The 16,446-nt window shown below is 62.8% G+C and carries 14 protein-coding genes and 1 pseudogene; 8 read left to right on the top strand and 7 right to left on the bottom strand.

The genetic code is table 11. The features are described from left to right. Positions 1-8: 8 nt before the first annotated feature. Together tal and tkt are read right to left on the bottom strand one after the other, a co-directional pair. Complete coding sequence (gene tal, locus CTEST_RS06985; RefSeq protein ID WP_047253129.1) at positions 9-1,088, bottom strand: transaldolase; 1,080 nt, start codon at positions 1,086-1,088, stop codon at positions 9-11. A 34-nt stretch (positions 1,089-1,122) separates the two neighbouring features. Next, entirely contained in the window at positions 1,123-3,222 is a 2,100-nt protein-coding gene (gene tkt, locus CTEST_RS06980) for a transketolase (protein ID WP_047253128.1), read from the bottom strand. Between the two features lie 375 nt (positions 3,223-3,597). Here tkt and CTEST_RS06975 point away from each other — a divergent pair. Continuing rightward, positions 3,598-4,554, top strand: a pseudogene (locus CTEST_RS06975) (heme o synthase); the annotation flags it as partial. Positions 4,555-4,564: 10 nt separating this feature from the next. Here the strand turns inward: CTEST_RS06975 and CTEST_RS06970 are convergent. The 5 genes from CTEST_RS06970 to mptB form a co-directional block, all read right to left on the bottom strand. After that, positions 4,565-5,530, bottom strand: coding sequence for a quinone oxidoreductase family protein (locus CTEST_RS06970; RefSeq protein WP_047253127.1), 966 nt, complete (start codon positions 5,528-5,530; stop codon positions 4,565-4,567). A 20-nt stretch (positions 5,531-5,550) separates the two neighbouring features. Continuing rightward, on the bottom strand, positions 5,551-6,471 hold the full coding sequence (locus CTEST_RS06965) for a COX15/CtaA family protein (RefSeq protein ID WP_047253126.1): 921 nt from the start codon (positions 6,469-6,471) through the stop codon (positions 5,551-5,553). A 117-nt stretch (positions 6,472-6,588) separates the two neighbouring features. Continuing rightward, the gene (locus tag CTEST_RS06960) at positions 6,589-7,371 is read right to left on the bottom strand and encodes an ABC transporter permease (RefSeq protein ID WP_047253125.1); all 783 of its coding nucleotides are present in this window, start codon (positions 7,369-7,371) and stop codon (positions 6,589-6,591) included. A gap of 1 nt (position 7,372) precedes the next feature. Further along, positions 7,373-8,317 carry an ABC transporter ATP-binding protein gene (locus CTEST_RS06955; RefSeq protein ID WP_083985483.1) on the bottom strand — a complete coding sequence of 315 codons (945 nt, stop codon included), beginning with the start codon at positions 8,315-8,317 and terminating at the stop codon, positions 7,373-7,375. A gap of 6 nt (positions 8,318-8,323) precedes the next feature. Continuing rightward, positions 8,324-10,003, bottom strand: coding sequence for a polyprenol phosphomannose-dependent alpha 1,6 mannosyltransferase MptB (gene mptB / locus CTEST_RS06950; RefSeq protein ID WP_047253123.1), 1,680 nt, complete (start codon positions 10,001-10,003; stop codon positions 8,324-8,326). 224 nt (positions 10,004-10,227) lie between these two features. On the opposite strand from mptB, the gene CTEST_RS06945 reads away from it, so the two are divergent. The 7 genes from CTEST_RS06945 to CTEST_RS06915 are packed head-to-tail and all read left to right on the top strand — an operon-like array spanning position 10,228 to position 16,443. After that, a complete protein-coding gene (locus CTEST_RS06945) occupies positions 10,228-10,920 on the top strand; it encodes a helix-turn-helix transcriptional regulator (protein ID WP_236686054.1) in 693 nt (230 codons plus the stop codon). Next, positions 10,917-12,362 (top strand): Fe-S cluster assembly protein SufB, encoded by a 1,446-nt coding sequence (gene sufB, locus CTEST_RS06940; RefSeq protein ID WP_047253121.1) that lies wholly within the window; start codon positions 10,917-10,919, stop codon positions 12,360-12,362. Before CTEST_RS06945 ends, sufB begins: the two co-directional genes overlap by 4 nt. Positions 12,363-12,366: 4 nt before the next feature. Then, positions 12,367-13,548 (top strand): Fe-S cluster assembly protein SufD, encoded by a 1,182-nt coding sequence (gene sufD / locus CTEST_RS06935; RefSeq protein ID WP_047253120.1) that lies wholly within the window; start codon positions 12,367-12,369, stop codon positions 13,546-13,548. 40 nt (positions 13,549-13,588) lie between these two features. Then, on the top strand, positions 13,589-14,347 hold the full coding sequence (gene sufC / locus CTEST_RS06930; RefSeq protein ID WP_047253119.1) for a Fe-S cluster assembly ATPase SufC: 759 nt from the start codon (positions 13,589-13,591) through the stop codon (positions 14,345-14,347). Beyond that, positions 14,344-15,591: a cysteine desulfurase gene (locus CTEST_RS06925; protein WP_047253118.1), complete on the top strand. Its 1,248-nt coding sequence runs from the start codon at positions 14,344-14,346 to the stop codon at positions 15,589-15,591. Before sufC ends, CTEST_RS06925 begins: the two co-directional genes overlap by 4 nt. Further along, positions 15,592-16,041 (top strand): Fe-S cluster assembly sulfur transfer protein SufU, encoded by a 450-nt coding sequence (gene sufU, locus CTEST_RS06920; RefSeq protein ID WP_047253117.1) that lies wholly within the window; start codon positions 15,592-15,594, stop codon positions 16,039-16,041. It begins immediately after the preceding gene. A gap of 3 nt (positions 16,042-16,044) precedes the next feature. Further along, positions 16,045-16,443, top strand: a complete 399-nt coding sequence (locus CTEST_RS06915; RefSeq protein WP_047253116.1) for a metal-sulfur cluster assembly factor — start codon at positions 16,045-16,047, stop codon at positions 16,441-16,443. The last annotated feature ends 3 nt before the right edge of the window (positions 16,444-16,446 follow it).

The following is a 16,446-nucleotide window of genomic DNA, read 5'->3' as shown; positions in this document are numbered from 1 at the left end:
TCGTGAAATTACTGCAGTTGGGTTTCCATGGAGTCGAGCAGTTCCTGCCACGCCGACACAAACTTATCGACGCCCTCCTGCTCCAGCACTGCGAACACGTCCTCCATGTCGATGCCCACGGCCGACAACTGCTCGAACACCGTCAGCGCCTCGTCGGCGGCACCGTCAAGGGTGTCGCCGTGGAGGCCGCCGAGTTCGAGAACAGCGTCGATAGTTGCTTCCGGCATGGTGTTGACGGTGTCGGGTCCGGCCAGCTCAGTCACATAGAGGGTTGCCGGGTACTCCGGGTTCTTCACCCCGGTCGAGGCCCACAGTGGACGTTGCACATTAGCACCCAGCGGCAGGCCCTCACGGCCGAGTTCCTGGAACACCGCGTAAGCACGCTGAGCATTGGCAACGCCAGCCTTGCCGCGCAACGCCAGAGCCTCGTCGGTGCCGATGGCCTCGAGGCGAGAGTCGACCTCGGAATCCAGCCGGGACACGAAGAAGGACGCAACGGAGAAGATGTCGGACACGGCGTGGCCATTCTCGGCAGCGCGCTGAATGCCCTCGCGGTAAGCGATGATGACCTGGCGGTATCGGGCCACCGAGAAGATCAAGGTCACGTTGACGGAAATGCCAGCGGCCAGGGCGTCGGTGATAGCGGGAAGGGAGCCGTCCGTAGCCGGGATCTTGATCATCACGTTGGGGCGGTCCACCTTCTTCCACAGCTCCGTTGCCTGGGCGATGGTGGCGTCACGGTCATCAGAGATGCGCGGATCCACCTCGATGGATACGCGACCGTCGCGGCCCCCGGACTTTTCAAAAATGGGGAGGAAAACGTCGCAGGCATCCCGGACATCATCAATCGACATGGCGTAGACAGCCTCGTCGACAGCGGCCCCGGCGGCCTTGAGCTCCGCGATCTGCGCGTCGTAGGCGTTGCCCTTGCTCATGGCGGCGGCGAAAATGGCGGGGTTCGTGGTCACTCCCACAACCGACTTGGTCTCAATGACCTCCTCGAGGTTCCCGGAGGTGATGCGATCGCGAGAGAGGTCATCCAGCCAGGTGGACGTACCCAGCGAGGCTAGCTCGTCAATATAAGTCATGTGTCAATCCTTTACTGAAGGTGCAGGGGACGAGTTACTTGGAAGCGGCGAGGGATTCCTTGGCGGCAGCGGCGACGGCTGCGGCGGTGATGCCGAACTCCTCGAAGAGCGTTTCGTAGGCGGCGGAAGCACCGAAGTGCTCGAGCGAGACGTTGCGGCCATGCGTTCCGGTCCAGCGGTACCACGGCTGGGCAATGCCAGCTTCAACAGAGACTCGGGCCGGGACGGCAGCCGGGAGGACAGACTCGATGTACTCGGCGTCCTGCTCGGCGAACCACTCCATACACGGCACGGACACGACGCGAGCGGCAATGCCCTCCGACTCCAAGGCGGCAGCCGCCTCAACAGCCAGCTGCACCTCAGAGCCGGTACCCAGCAGAATGACGTCCGGGGTCTCCTTGGAGCCCTCGACGAGAACGTATGCGCCACGGCGCACACCCTCAGCGGCCTTCTCCTTCGTGCCTTCCAACACGGGCACGTTCTGACGGGTCAACGCCAGGCCCTTCGGGGACTCGCGGTACTCCAGCGCGGCCGCCCATGCCTGAGCGGTCTCGTTGGCGTCGGCCGGGCGGATGACGGACAGGCCCGGGATCGCACGAAGGGCGGCCAGCGTCTCCACCGGCTGGTGGGTGGGGCCGTCTTCGCCCAAACCAATAGAGTCGTGGGTCCACACATAGTAAGCGTCACACTTCATCAACGAACCCAGGCGAACCGCCGGGCGCATGTAGTCAGAGAAGATGAGGAAGGTGCCGCCGTAGGGGCGGGTGGGGCCGTGGAGGGAGATGCCGTTGAGGATGGCTCCCATGGCGTGCTCGCGGATACCAAAGTGCAGGTTGCGGCCATAGGGCTCCGCAGACCAGGTGTCGGTGGAAATCTTCTTCGGGCCGAACGAGGGGGAGCCCTTGATCACGGTGTTGTTCGAGCCGGCGAGGTCAGCAGAACCACCCCAGAGTTCCGGCATGACGGCGCCGAGGGCCTGCAGTGCGGCCTCGGAGGCCTTGCGGGTGGCCACACCCTTGGCGTCCGCATCCCAGGTGGGCAGGGACTCGTGGAAGCCGGCCGGCAGTTCGCGGGCGGTGAGGCGGTCAAACAGTTCCTTGTTCTCCGGGTGGGCCGCTGCCCAGGCGTCGAACTTCTTCTGCCACGCAGCATGCTTCTCGGCTCCACGCTTCGCCAGCTGGCGGGTGTGAGAAATCACCTCGTCGGACACGTCGAAGTTCTTAGCCGGATCGAAGCCCAGGATCTCCTTTGTTGCGGCCACTTCGGCGTCACCCAGCGCGGCACCGTGGGAGGCGCCGGTGTTCTGCAGGTTCGGAGCCGGGTAGCCGATGATGGTGCGCAGACGGATGAAAGTCGGGCGCGAGGTGTCTGCCTTGGCGGCGACGACGGCGGATTCGATGGCGGCCACGTTCTCGCCACCCTCGATCTCGATGGTCTGCCAACCGTAAGCCTGGTAGCGAGCCACCACGTCTTCGGTGAACGCAATCTGGGTGTCGTCCTCGATGGAAATGCGGTTGTCATCCCAGAAGACGATGAGGTTGCCCAGTTCCTGGGTGCCGGCGAGCGAGCAGGCCTCAGAGGTCACGCCCTCCTGCAGGTCACCGTCGGAGGCGATGACGTAGACGAAGTGGTCGAAGGGGGACTCACCGGCCGGGGTTTCCGGGTCGAAGAGGCCGCGCTCGCGGCGCGAGGCCATTGCCATGCCGACGGCCGATGCCAGGCCCTGGCCCAGCGGGCCGGTGGTGATCTCGACGCCGCGGGTGTGGTGGACCTCGGGGTGGCCCGGGGTCAGCGAACCCCAGGAGCGAAGGGCCTTGATGTCATCGAGCTCGAGCCCGAAGCCGCCCAGGTACAGCTGGATGTACTGGGTGAGGGAGGTGTGCCCACACGACAGGACGAAGCGATCGCGGCCGACCCACTCGGTGTCATTGGGGTCGTGGTTGATCACGCGCTGGTAGAGCGTGTACGCCAGGGGAGCGAGAGACATCGCGGTGCCCGGGTGACCGGATCCCACGTTCTGGACTGCATCAGCCGCCAGGACGCGGACGGTGTCGACCGCTCGGGTGTCGATCTCGGCCCAATCGGCGGGGTAACGGCGCTCGGTCAGAGCCTGCAGTTCGGGTGACAGGGTCACGGGGGAGTCCTCACTTCAGTAGATATTGGGTCAGAAGACACCGCCAACGTGACTGTCGGAGAAACGGTCCCGGCCGTGGTCGGGAGCGGTTTAGCCACCCGGCAGCACCGTCGGAGGTGTAGTTCACCGTCTACTTTAGTGCTCATCGACACTTCCATGTGATCAGATGTCCGCAATGCCAGGTGGCTCGAAGCTATGAGCGCCCTGATTCTCGCCCGCGATCGATCAACCGTTAGTATGACAGGGGCGCACGCGCCCCGAACCTCTCGCCGAGCCTGCCTAAGGTAGCGTCGGCGGGAACTTTTCGAGTCTCAGGTACGACAAGTCTGGAGGACGAGTCCGTGCCAGAGAAGAGTCGTCGAAAAGTCGTCGAAAACCATGTTGTTGGAGGAATCTCACTTGGAGACAATCAAGGCCTACATTGCGCTGACGAAGCCGAGGGTCATTGAACTACTCCTCGTTGCTACGATTCCGGCGATGCTGCAGGCCGAGCGCGGCGAGAATAATATCCTGCTCATCCTCCTCACCGTCGTCGGTGGCTGGATGGGTGCGGCGGCCGCCAATACCTTCAATATGGTCGAAGATTCAGACATCGATCAGAAGATGGGGCGCACGCGTGCTCGTCCCTTGGTGCGGAAGAAAGTTTCCAACCGTGAGGCGTCGATCTTCGCCTGGGCGCTGCTCATAACCTCGGTGTTGTGGCTTGGTCTGCTGTGTAACTCCTGGTTGGCTGCGCTGTTTATCGTGCTCACCAACTGGTTCTACGTCTTCGTTTACACCAAGTGGCTCAAGCGCCGGACCTGGCAAAACGTCATCTGGGGTGGGGCGGCAGGGTGCATGCCCGTCCTCGTTGGCTGGGCCGTGATCACCGATAACCTGCCGGACGGCGTCCCCCATCAGTGGTGGCAGGCGATTGTCCTCTTCATGATCATTTTCTTCTGGACTCCGCCGCATACGTGGGCGCTGGCCATGAAGTACAAGGATGATTACCAAAAGGCCGGGGTGCCCATGCTCCCGGTCGTGCGCGAGCCCGTCGAGGTCACCCGCCAAATCGTGTGGTACACGTGGGCCACCGTGATTACCACGTTGCTGCTGGTTCCGGCGGCTTCCTGGATCTACCTCATTGGTGCCCTCGCCGGCGGCGCCTACTTCCTCGTCATGGCGCACGTCCTGCACAACGGCGTGGTCAAGGGCGCCAACGTTAAGCCGCTCAAGTTGTTCATCCTCTCGAACAACTACCTCGCGCTCGTCTTTGTCGCCCTCTCCATCGACGCCGTCCTGGGGTGGCAAACCATCGGCGAGATGCTCGGCTGGACCACCACCTTCTTCTAATCCCTGCGCGTTAGTCCTGCACCTGGAGCACGATTGATCCGGTGGTCTTGCGGGCGTGGAGATCCCGGTGGGCTTGGGCTGCCTCGGCCAGCGGGTAGGAGCTGGACACGCGGAACTTCAGGGTGCCGTCCACCACGGCCTGGGTGACCGCCTGGGCCCGCATCCGGAACTCTCCCTCACCGGCAGTCCACGCACCGATGGAGGGGCGAGTGAGGAAGATGGAGCCGTGGGTGTTTAGCAGCTGCGGATCGAAGGGTTCTACCAGACCTGAGGCGGCGCCGAACAGGCACACGGTTCCGCGGGGGCGGACAGCTTCGAGCGACTCGAGGAAGGTGTCCTTGCCGACGCCGTCGTAGACCACATCCACGCCAACTCCATCATTGCGGCGGCGAACCACCTCGGCGAGGTTGTCGGAGTAGCGGAAGACCTCGGTCGCTCCTGCTTCCAGCGCCAGCTTCTCTTTCTCATCAGAGGAGACGACGGAGAACACGCGCGCTCCCTTGGCGGCCGCCATTTGGGTGACTAGCAGGCCGACGCCGCCGGCACCCGCGGTGATGAGGCAGGAGTCGCCCTCCTTGAGGTCGTAGACGCCGTTGGTGAGGTACTGGGCGGTAATGCCCTGGAGGAGCATGGAGGCGGCGACGTCGGGGCTCACGCCTTCGGGCACCGCGACGAGGCGATCACGTGGCACGCACACCTGCTCGGCGTAGGACCCAAAGGCGTCACACCACGCCACGACGGTGCCTTCGGCGATCTCGCCGCGGGGGTCGTAGGCCACCCGGCCGGTGCCCTCCAAGCCGGGGACGAAGGGGAGTGCGGCGTGGTAGACGCCTTCCCGGTAGTACGTGTCGATGTAGTTGACGCCTGCCACCTGGACGTCGACAAGCACCTCGTCCTCGGAGGGGACGGGTGCATCGATGTCGCGCAGGTGTAGGACCTCTGGTCCGCCGGTCTGGGTTATCTGGATTGCCTTCATGGCATCCAGGCTAGCGACCTCTAGAGAGAAACGGGTGCGTTTTCCGGCTCAGAGCCGATTCGGCGTCGGCCGTGGGCGTAGAGGAACGCGGAGAAAGCGACCACAACGGAGGACATCGCGATGTGAGCCGGGATGGTCCAGCGCGGGATGCCCAGGTTGAATTGAATGATGCCGATGGCCCATTGGACCATGATCATCGCGACAAGTACCCACGCGGTGCGCTTGGCGGCCACCGATGCTTTGCCGGAATACAGCAGCCACACGATGATCAACGTCGCCGCGAGATAGACGTACATCGACGCAGCGTGGATGTAGGCCATGAGCTCAATGTCGACGTCGAGGCGGCCTTCCATGCCCGCCCCGGCATCACCGGAGTGGACGCCCGCGCCCGTCACCATCGTGCCGGTGACGAGGACAAGGCTGAGGCACACCGCGGAGACAACGGTGAAGACCCGGATGATCGGGGAGAACAAGCGGACGGGCGCGGCGTCATCGGGCTCGGCTAGTCGCATGTACAACAGGGCGGCAATCCACACCAACACCATCGACGGCAGGAAGTGAATGGCCACCGCCCACCACTTGAGCTCCAGGTGGACGGAAATTCCGCCGATGACAGCTTGGAGGACGATGCCCAACCCGGAGATCACGGAGTAGACGATGATCTCGCGGCGCCGCTTCGCCCGGAGCACCGCCACGAACACCGCGATGGCGATCGCCGCGAGGACGAAAGTAAGCAGGCGGTTACCGAACTCGATCGCCTGGTGCAGCGCCGGTGCAGCACCTTGGACGGGGACGAGAGAACCCTCGTGGCAGTTGGGCCACGTATTACAGCCCAAGCCAGAACCAGTCACGCGGACGATCGAACCGGTGACAGTGATCGCCCCCTGCGATACGAGCAAAATCATGGCCAGGATTCGCTGGAGCTTGAGCGAAGGGACCATTGGTTCTTTGATAACGGGGGTCGAAGCTATCTGAGTCACGGCGTCCACCCTACCTGTTCGCGCAGCTGGGGGGCTAATTCTGCGGGCCTGTCGGACGTGGCGTATCCCACGTATGAACTAGGCGGAGAAGCGGAACCATTTGACGGCGACAGCCGACGCAGCCGCGGCCCAGCCAACGAGGACGAGGATCTCGCGCCAGGGGAAAGCGCCATCGAAAGCAAGGGTGAGGCCCGAAGCAAGCGCCACGGAGGGAATGAGGGTGTACCAGCCTGCGTCGTGCAACCCCTGGGAATAAAGGACCCAACCGACAATGCCGACGAGGATCACCCAGATGAGGTTGGCCAGCGCGAGGACGAGCTCGGAGCCGAAGGTGCCACCCATGAGCAGGCCGAGCGACGTGAAGGCGGCGACTCCGGCAAAAAGCACCACGAGACCGAGCAGCGCCCCGGTGAGGTCGGTGCGCCAGCCGAGCACGAAGGCGGTGCCGGCGAGCAGGACGGTCTGGAGCACGGCCATGACCGCGACAGCAATCACTTTGCCAGCGATGATGATGCTGGCCGAGACACCCGACGCCCCCGTTCGTTTGAGCGCCCCGTAGCGACGGTCAAAAGCCAGCGCAATGGCCTGCCCGGTGAAACCGGAGCTGGTTGTCGCGATGGCGAGCATCATCGGCAGAATCTCGGACACGCCGGTGTCCTCGCCCAGCAGGGGGATGCTGCCCGCGATGATGAGCATGCCGAGGGGAATGATGATGCTGAGCAGCTGTTGTTCGCCGTGGCGCAGGAACAGGATGGTTTCCATCCGTCCCTGCGCCTTGATCATTGCGCTTGTCGACGCCCGCCTGGGGGCAGGCACGAAGGTCCCAGGAGCAAAGCGGGAGGCATTGGTGGTGTCAGACATGTCAGCTCCTCAGGCTTCGGCCGGTGATGTCGAGGAAGACTTCCTCTAGGTTGCGATGATCGACGTCGAGACGGCGAATAAGCACGTTCTGCTTGGCCGCTTCGGCGGCCACCACGGACAGCATCTCCGGGGTGGGGACGCCGAGGACGCGGTAGTTGAGGGGACGGACGGCGTCGATAGTCAAGCCGCCAACGGCGGTGACATCGAAGGGGCGATCGGTCTCAAATTTCATGCGCGTCGCCCCGGCGCCGGCGGTGAGCTCAGCGGGGGAACCCTCGGCGACAATGCAGCCGCGGTCAATGATGACGATGTGATCAGCCAACGATTCGGCCTCATCCATGAGGTGTGTGGTCAAGATGACGGTCACCCCATCGGCCCGCAAGGCGCCAATGAGCTCCCACACGGCGAGGCGGGACTGGGTGTCCAACCCAGCGGTGGGCTCGTCGAGGAATACCAACTCGGGCCGACCGATGAGCGCCAGTGCCAGCGAGAGGCGTTGTTGCTGTCCGCCGGAGAGCCGCCGGTAGGTGGTGGTGCGAACCCCGCCCAGGCCTAGGATCTCGATGAGCCACTCCGGATCGTGCGGGTTCTCGTTGTAGGCCGCGGCCAGGCGCAACATCTCGGCGACGCGGATGCCCGAATAGGAGCCACCGCCTTGCAACATGATGCCGATGCGCTGGCGGACCTCGTCCGGGTGGCGGGTCGGATCAATGCCTAACACCCTGATTTCGCCGGACGTGGGAGAGGTGAAGCCTTCGCACATTTCGATGGTCGTGGTCTTGCCGGCACCATTGGGTCCCAACAGCGCGAGAACCTCCCCGCGGCGAGCGTTAAACGACAGCCCCTGGACTGCGGTGGTGGAGCCAAAAGTTTTGACCACGTCCCTGAGCTCTAAGGCCACCGGAGCCGTCTCCTTCGCCGAAGATCCATCAAAAGTTGCAGACACGGTGTATCAGTGTATGCCAAGCACTCCGCGGCGCCTCAACAGCCACCACCCGGCCGCAACAACAGCCGCGAACACCAGCACAGCACCCACATAGATGCTCAACACCGTCATGGGAGGAAGCGACAACCCACGGGGGAGAACGAAGACGCTAAAGGTGGCGGAATAGGCCATGACAGCGAAGCGGAAGAAGGAGCGGTTTGCCCATGCGGCCAGCGGCAAGATAGCCCACAGCATGTACCAGGGGTGAACGACGGGGAAGAGAATGACGAGCACGAAGGTGGCCACCCCGAGGCCGCCGACGGGATGGATCGTTCCCCGGAAGGTAGCGAAAAGCAGCCGGATGAGGAAGCTGGCGGCGACCACGATGCCAATGGCTTGGGAGACCCGGATCACCATCGCGGAATGGTCCCCGAGGCCCAGCAGCATGCCGAAGAAGCTCGAGGTGACCCCGATGGTGGTCGAAAGCGACATCCAACTGCGGATGGTGGCGGCTCCGCCTTGCCCGGTGACCCACCCCAGGCCGATGCCGGTGGAGAGGGTGACCACCGCGATCGTCGATAAGAGAAGGGCGACCTGGATGGCCCCGGCCACCACGACCGCAGCCACCGGATTGCGCCCGGCACGCAGGAAATAGCGTGCCAGGTTCATGCCGACGAAACCCAAGGCGAGGAAGCCCGTCACCTTCACCATGCCGGCGCACGCGATGAGGGCGGCGGACGCAGCGATAAACGCAGCGGCCTTTCCTCGATTCACCTTTTCGCCGTTGCGCCCATCAAGCATGTCCACGCCGCGCAGGCCCACGTGCAGGCCGACGAGCATGAGGCTGAGCAGCAGGGCCTCATTATGAATGCCGCCGATGAGGTGAAGAATCGTTAGCGGATTGAGCACGCCCAGCCACACCGCGGCGACAGGGCTCACCCCGCAGCGCGTGGCCAGGCGGCTGATCGCCCAGCCGGCGGCGACGAGGCCGATGAGCGAGAGAAGGCGATGGGAAAAGACCCCCAGGATGATGGAATCCGACGTCACCTGACTGATGGCGGAGGAAATCCACAGCGCAACCGGCCCATAGGGTGAGGGCGAATGCGACCAAATGAAGGGCACCGAACGGGCGAGGGGATCCTCGGGCCCGAGCAAGTCCACCGGGCCCGCCGAATAGGGATCCATGCCCCGGGCAACGATCGACCCTTGCGCCAAATACGAGTAAATGTCTTGGGTAAAGAGGGGAGCGGTAAACAGCAGTGGGAGGACCCAAGCGGCGAAGGTGCGCTTGAGCGCGGACATGGTCACCGTGGGTTGGCGGCCCGTGCTGCGGGATACGCCGACGAACGGCGCCATGAGCAGCCAGGCGAGGACCAACAGGCCAACGCCGACCATGACCATCACCGATGAGGTTTGCAACAACCGCGACAGAAGAAAGCCACCGGGGAAGGAGGAATAAGGATTATCCACCACCGGCAGTGCGCCCGCCCCGAGCGCGCCCATGCCGATGAGCAACGTTCCGGCCGTGCCGACGATGCGCAGGACCTGGAAGCGCGAGATTTCGCGAACGCTGAGCCGACCACCAGATGGGGTCGGCGCGGCATCGAGGTGCAGGGTCGCCGAACGGGAACCCGCGGTACCTAAGCGGGGGAGATTCGAGGCAAGATCGTCAAAAATGGCCGGGCGTCTGCGTTCCACAGGGATCATCCTAGCGGCCCGGCGAGACATTCTGAGTAGGCATCGACGACGGCCCTTAAGCGCCACGCCAACTTAGTCATACCTAAGAAGACCACGAGGTAGGCGCCTATTGGGCCCAAGTTGGACAAGGGGAATGAATTAAGGAACACTTGTGTTGTCGAATACATGCGGGACTGGGTAACTAGCCCGTTTATGTCAGACGAAGAAGACAATGAAGCATGAAGGTGACTGCGATGGCTGAGATCGAGGACGGCGACACCCGCCGCCAGATCACGCATACGTTGTTGAAACATGCGCCCATCACTGCCTCCGACCTTGCGAACCGCCTGAACATGTCCGCGGCGGGAATTCGTCGCCACCTCGATATTTTGGAAGCAGATGGCTTCATCGAGATCGATACCCGGCGGAGCGGTCGCTCCGCGACGAGAGGCCGGCCGGCCAAGGCCTTCCGGCTCACCGACCGAGGACATCTCCAATTCGGGCATTCCTACGATCAATTGGCTGCCGATGCCATCGAGACCCTGCGGGCCACCGGTGGAGAAGAAGCAGTCAGAGACTTTGCTCGTCGCCGGATCGAGCGCATCGTCGAGGGAGTCACTCCCGCCGGCGATACGCCCGAATCGGTCGAGCGCACAGTGGAGGAACTGGCCGAGGCTTTTGATCGCCACGGCTACGCCGCCACCGTGCGGCAGGCTGGTCCCGGTATCCAGATTTGCCACCACCATTGTCCGGTGGCAAGCGTTGCAGCGGACCACCCGGAACTCTGCGAGGCGGAGCATGAGACAATTTCTCATTTGGTAGGCGTTCACGTCCAACCCTTGGCTACCGTCGCTGGTGGGCACGGTATTTGTACAACGAACATCCCCTTAACACCCGTGCAACACACCCCCGACATTCTCACCCCAGAAGAAAGGAGCGGATCATGACCCAGGCAACACAAAACCCCGGAGTCGATACCCCGATGAATGATGATCAGATCATCGAGTCGATCGGTCCGTACAACTACGGCTGGCACGATTCTGACGCGGCTGGCGCTTCCGCCCGCCGTGGCCTGAATGAAGACGTTGTCCGCGACATCTCCTCTAAGAAGGACGAGCCGCAGTGGATGCTTGATCAGCGCCTCAAGGCTTTGAGCATTTTTGATCGCAAGCCGATGCCCACCTGGGGTGCAGATCTGTCGGATATTAACTTTGACACGATTAAGTACTTCGTCCGGTCCACCGAAGGACAGGCTCAGTCCTGGGAGGATCTGCCCGAGGACATTAAGAACACCTATGACCGGTTGGGCATCCCGGAGGCGGAGAAGCAGCGCCTCGTCGCTGGTGTCGCCGCGCAGTACGAGTCGGAGGTCGTTTACCACCAGATCCGCGAGGACCTGGAGGAAAAGGGCGTTATCTTCCTCGACACCGATTCCGCTCTCAAGGAGCAGCCGGAGCTGTTCCAGGAGTACTTCGGCACCGTCATCCCGGCCGGTGACAACAAGTTCTCCGCCCTAAACACCGCCGTGTGGTCGGGTGGCTCCTTTATTTACGTGCCCAAGGGTGTCCACGTGGACATTCCGCTGCAGGCATACTTCCGTATTAACACGGAGAACATGGGCCAGTTTGAGCGCACGCTCATCATCGTCGACGAGGATGCCTACGTGCACTACGTCGAGGGTTGTACCGCCCCGATTTACAAGTCCGATTCGCTGCACTCCGCGGTCGTGGAAATTGTGGTGAAAAAGGGTGGCCGTTGCCGCTACACCACGATCCAGAACTGGTCGAACAACGTCTACAACCTGGTGACCAAGCGCGCCAAGGCTGAAGAGGGCGCGACCATGGAATGGGTCGACGGCAACATCGGTTCCAAGGTCACCATGAAGTACCCGGCCGTCTGGATGACCGGCCCCTACGCCAAGGGCGAGGTCCTGTCCGTCGCTTTTGCCGGTGAAGGTCAGTTCCAGGACACCGGTGCCAAGATGACGCATATGGCTCCGTACACCTCCTCCAACGTGGTGTCGAAGTCGGTGGCCCGTGGTGGCGGCCGTTCCGCTTACCGTGGCCTGGTGCAGATCAATGCCAATGCTCACCACTCGACGTCGAACATCGAATGCGATGCCTTGCTGGTGGACAACATTTCCCGCTCGGATACGTACCCCTATAACGACATCCGCAATGACCACGTGACCCTCGGGCACGAGGCGACGGTGTCCCGCGTCTCCGATGAGCAGCTGTTTTACCTGATGTCTCGCGGCATCGCGCAAGAGGAAGCCATGGCGATGATCGTGCGTGGATTCGTTGAGCCCATCGCCAAGGAGCTGCCGATGGAGTACGCCCTGGAGCTCAACCGACTGATCGAACTGCAGATGGAAGGGTCGGTGGGTTAGACCGATGCAAGCAAGCACAATCGAGACTGAAGCGGTCCGCAACGCGACCCCGCACAACAACAAGGGTGATTTGTTCACCTCGTTTAACGTCGATGATTTCCCCATCCCGGGCGGTCGCGACGAGGTGTGGCGGTTTATTGCTTTGCGACGCATCCGTGGCCTCCACAACGGCACCTTCGCCGAGTCGGTAGAGCAGGACGTGCGTGTCGACGCCCCTGCGGGCGTCACCGTCGAGACGCTCACTCCGGGCGATGCGCGCCTCGGGCGCGCTGGCGCGCCCGTCGATCGCGTGGCCGCGCAGGCGTGGACGTCCATGGCCTCTGCCCAGTACGTCGGCTTTCCGAAGGATTCCGTCACCACTGAGCCTGTCTCCATCACCATCACTGGTCGCGGCGAGGGAGTGACCTCTTTCGGCGCCACCGTCATTGAGGTTGAGGCCGGGGCCCAGGCCACCGTTTCTCTCAACTACCGTGGCTCCGGCACTCACGCGGACAACATTGAAATGATCGTGGGTGACAACGCCAACCTCACAGTCATCGTCGATGCCGATTGGGACAACGACGCCGTGCACCTGTCCGGGCAGATCGCCGAGCTTGGTCGGGATGCCGTGCTGCGCCACAACGTCGCCACCTTCGGCGGCGAGATCGTCCGCATCGTGCCCCGGGTCAAGTTCACTGCCCCCGGCGCCGATGCAGAGATGCTGGGAGTCTACTTCGCCGACGACGGCCAGTACTTTGAGAACCGCCTCCTCGTGGATCACTCGGTCCCGAATTGCCGTTCCAACGTCATGTACAAGGGCGCCCTGCAGGCCGATCCGACCTCCGACAAGCCCGAAGCCCGCACCTGCTGGGTCGGTGACGTGCTCATCCGCGCCGACGCCCAAGGCACTGACACCTACGAGGTCAACCGCAACCTGTTGCTGACCGAGGGTGCGCGGGCCGACGCGATCCCGAACCTGGAGATTGAAACCGGCGAGATCGCCGGCGCCGGACACGCCGCCACCGTCGGACGCTTCGACGATGATCAGGTTTTCTACCTCATGGCTCGTGGCATCCCCGAGTCCCAGGCCCGCCGCCTCATCATCCGAGGCTTCTTCTCCGAGGTCATCAACCGCATTCCGGTTGAGTCGATCCGCGAAGATCTCGAAGCGCGCGTCGCCTCTGAGCTTGAGTCCGTCCACGCCTAAGACACATTTGACACACGTAGAACTGAAAGAGACTGCCACGATGTCCACTCTGGAAATCAAAAACCTTCACGCCCAGGTGCTGCCCTCGGATGATTCCTCCGAGCCGAAGCCCATCCTCAAGGGTGTCAACCTGACCATCAACTCGGGCGAGACCCACGCTGTCATGGGCCCCAACGGCTCCGGCAAGTCCACCCTGGCCTACACCATTGCTGGTCACCCGCGCTATGAAATCACCGAGGGCGAGGTACTGCTCGATGGCGTGAACATCCTCGACCTCGAGGTCGACGAGCGTGCCCGTGCTGGCCTGTTCCTGGCCATGCAGTACCCGACGGAAATCCCGGGCGTGTCTTCCTCCAACTTCATGCGCACCGCCGTGTCGGCTGTTCGCGGCGAGGCCCCCAAGCTGCGTGAATGGGTCAAGGAGCTCAACACCGCCCGCGACTTCCTTCACATTGACAAGTCCTTCGGCGAGCGCTCCGTCAACGAGGGTTTCTCCGGTGGTGAGAAGAAGCGCCACGAGGTGCTGCAGCTGGACCTGCTCAAGCCCAAGTTCGCCATCATGGATGAGACGGACTCCGGTCTCGACGTTGATGCCCTGCGCATCGTCTCCGATGGCATCAACCGCTACCAGGAGGAGACCAACGGCGGCATCCTCATGATCACGCACTACAAGCGCATTCTTAACTATGTTCAGCCCGACTTCGTGCACGTTTTCGCTGACGGCAAGATTGTTGCAACCGGTGGGTCCGAGTTCGCCGACAAGCTTGAGGCCGGCGGCTACGACCAGTTCCTGCAATGAGCAACCACCTCGACGTCGAGAAGCTGCGTTCGCAGTTTCCCATCCTGCAGCGGACGGTCCGCGATGGACGTCCGCTGGTCTACCTGGACTCCGGTGCGACGTCGCAACGCCCGGAGAGGGTGTGGAAGGCCGAAGAGCACTTCGTCATGCACACCAACGCTCCGGTTCACCGTGGCGCCTACCAGCTAGCGGAAGAGGCGACGGACGCCTACGAGTCGGCCCGCGAGAAGATCGCAGCCTTCGTCGGCGCGGATGGCCACGAGATTGCGTTTGTGAAAAACGCGACCGAGGGCCTCAACCTCGTGTCCTATGTGCTTGGCGACGACCGTGCGGGTCAATGGCGGATCACCGCCGACGACACCGTCGTGGTCACCGAGTTGGAGCATCATGCCAACCTGGTGCCCTGGCAAGAGTTGTGCCGCCGGACCGGCGCCACCCTCAAGTGGTACTCAATGACCGATGATGGTCGGATCGACCTCGATTCCCTCGAGCTCGACGACACCGTCAAGGTGGTGGCGTTTACCCATCAGTCAAACGTCACCGGTGCGGTGGCCGATGTCGCCGAGATCGTCCGTCGGGCCAAAGCCGTCGGCGCGCTCACCGTGCTTGATGCCTGCCAGTCGGTTCCGCACATGCCCGTGGATTTCCACGCCCTCGACGTTGACTTCGCGGCCTTCTCTGGGCACAAGATGTGTGGGCCGACCGGCGTAGGAGTCGTTTACGCCAAGGCTCCGCTCCTCGACGAACTGCCGCCTTTCCTCACCGGCGGCTCGATGATCGAGGTCGTCCACATGGATCACTCCACCTACGCCCCCGCCCCCCAGCGATTCGAGGCCGGAACCCAGATGACCAGCCAGGTCGTCGCCCTGGGCGAAGCAGTTGACTTCCTCACCGAGGTGGGAATGGACAACATTCACGCCCACGAACAGGAGCTCACCGCCTACGCCTTGGAACGTCTTAAGACGGTTCCCGGACTGAGGATCGCTGGCCCCCTGACCACCGAGAATCGCGGTGGGGCAGTGTCCTTCGACGTGGAGGGCATCCACCCCCACGACCTCGGCCAGGTACTCGATGACCAAGGGGTGTGCATCCGCGTCGGGCATCACTGCGCGTGGCCAGCTCACCGCGCTCTCTCGGCGCAATCCACCGCCCGCGCCAGCTTCTACCTGTACAACACGCGTGAAGAGATCGACGCCCTCGTGGACGCCATCAACCATGCTCGAGACTTCTTCGGAGTGAGCTAAATGAACTTGGAATCGATGTACCAGGAGGTGATCCTGGACCACTACAAAAACCCGCAACACGCCGGCCTGCGTGAGCCATATGAGGCCGAGGTTCACCACGTCAACCCCTCCTGCGGCGACGAGCTGACCCTGAGGGTTCACCTCTCTGAGGATGGGACGAACGTCGAAGACGTCTCCTACCACGCTCAGGGCTGCTCGATTTCCCAGGCCTCCACCTCGGTCATGGCCGAAGAGGTCATCGGCCTTCCGATCGATGAGGCGATGGCAAAGCTCGCCGAGTTTGAAAAGATGATCACCTCCCGCGGCACTGACACCGGCGACGAGGAGATCATCGGCGACGGCATTGCCTTCTCCGGGGTCGCCAAGTACCCAGCCCGCGTGAAATGTGCCTTGTTGGGTTGGAAAGCCTTCCAGGCCGCCACCGCTGACGCCCTCAATGAAAGGGGTTAAGAAATGTCCGAAGATAACACCAATTCCGCCTCGAACTTCGATGGCGCCCGTGAGCGCCCAGAGCAAACCCCCGAGCAGGAAGCGCTCACCTTCGACGTCGAGGAGTACATGCGCGACGTCATCGACCCAGAGCTGGGCATCAACGTCGTCGACCTCGGCCTGGTCTATGACATCTGGATCGAAGAGGAAGGCGAGGAGAAGACAGCAGTAGTCAACATGACCCTGACCTCCCCAGCTTGCCCGTTGACCGATGTTATCGAGGACCAGACGCAGTCCGCAGTGGTGGGCAACGGGATCGTCGATAAGCTTGAACTGAACTGGGTATGGATGCCGCCGTGGGGCGCCCACATGATCACCGAGGACGGCCGCGAGCAACTCCGCGCACTCGGTTTTGCGGTGTAATCC

Origin of the sequence: Corynebacterium testudinoris, assembly GCF_001021045.1 — a bacterium.
Taxonomy (GTDB): domain Bacteria; phylum Actinomycetota; class Actinomycetes; order Mycobacteriales; family Mycobacteriaceae; genus Corynebacterium; species Corynebacterium testudinoris.
Note: the sequence above shows the minus strand (reverse complement) of the source record. Positions and strands in the feature narration are given on the sequence as shown.

What these genes read in the sequence shown, in the direction of transcription:
- tal (WP_047253129.1), bottom strand. Translation starts at nt 1,088, where the DNA reads ATGACTTATATTGACGAGCTAGCCTCGCTGGGTACGTCCACCTGGCTG.
- CTEST_RS06970 (WP_047253127.1), bottom strand. Translation starts at nt 5,530, where the DNA reads ATGAAGGCAATCCAGATAACCCAGACCGGCGGACCAGAGGTCCTACAC.
- CTEST_RS06965 (WP_047253126.1), bottom strand. Translation starts at nt 6,471, where the DNA reads ATGGTCCCTTCGCTCAAGCTCCAGCGAATCCTGGCCATGATTTTGCTC.
- CTEST_RS06960 (WP_047253125.1), bottom strand. Translation starts at nt 7,371, where the DNA reads ATGTCTGACACCACCAATGCCTCCCGCTTTGCTCCTGGGACCTTCGTG.
- mptB (WP_047253123.1), bottom strand. Translation starts at nt 10,003, where the DNA reads ATGATCCCTGTGGAACGCAGACGCCCGGCCATTTTTGACGATCTTGCC.
- CTEST_RS06945 (WP_236686054.1), top strand. Translation starts at nt 10,228, where the DNA reads ATGGCTGAGATCGAGGACGGCGACACCCGCCGCCAGATCACGCATACG.
- sufB (WP_047253121.1), top strand. Translation starts at nt 10,917, where the DNA reads ATGACCCAGGCAACACAAAACCCCGGAGTCGATACCCCGATGAATGAT.
- sufD (WP_047253120.1), top strand. Translation starts at nt 12,367, where the DNA reads ATGCAAGCAAGCACAATCGAGACTGAAGCGGTCCGCAACGCGACCCCG.
- sufC (WP_047253119.1), top strand. Translation starts at nt 13,589, where the DNA reads ATGTCCACTCTGGAAATCAAAAACCTTCACGCCCAGGTGCTGCCCTCG.
- CTEST_RS06925 (WP_047253118.1), top strand. Translation starts at nt 14,344, where the DNA reads ATGAGCAACCACCTCGACGTCGAGAAGCTGCGTTCGCAGTTTCCCATC.
- sufU (WP_047253117.1), top strand. Translation starts at nt 15,592, where the DNA reads ATGAACTTGGAATCGATGTACCAGGAGGTGATCCTGGACCACTACAAA.
- CTEST_RS06915 (WP_047253116.1), top strand. Translation starts at nt 16,045, where the DNA reads ATGTCCGAAGATAACACCAATTCCGCCTCGAACTTCGATGGCGCCCGT.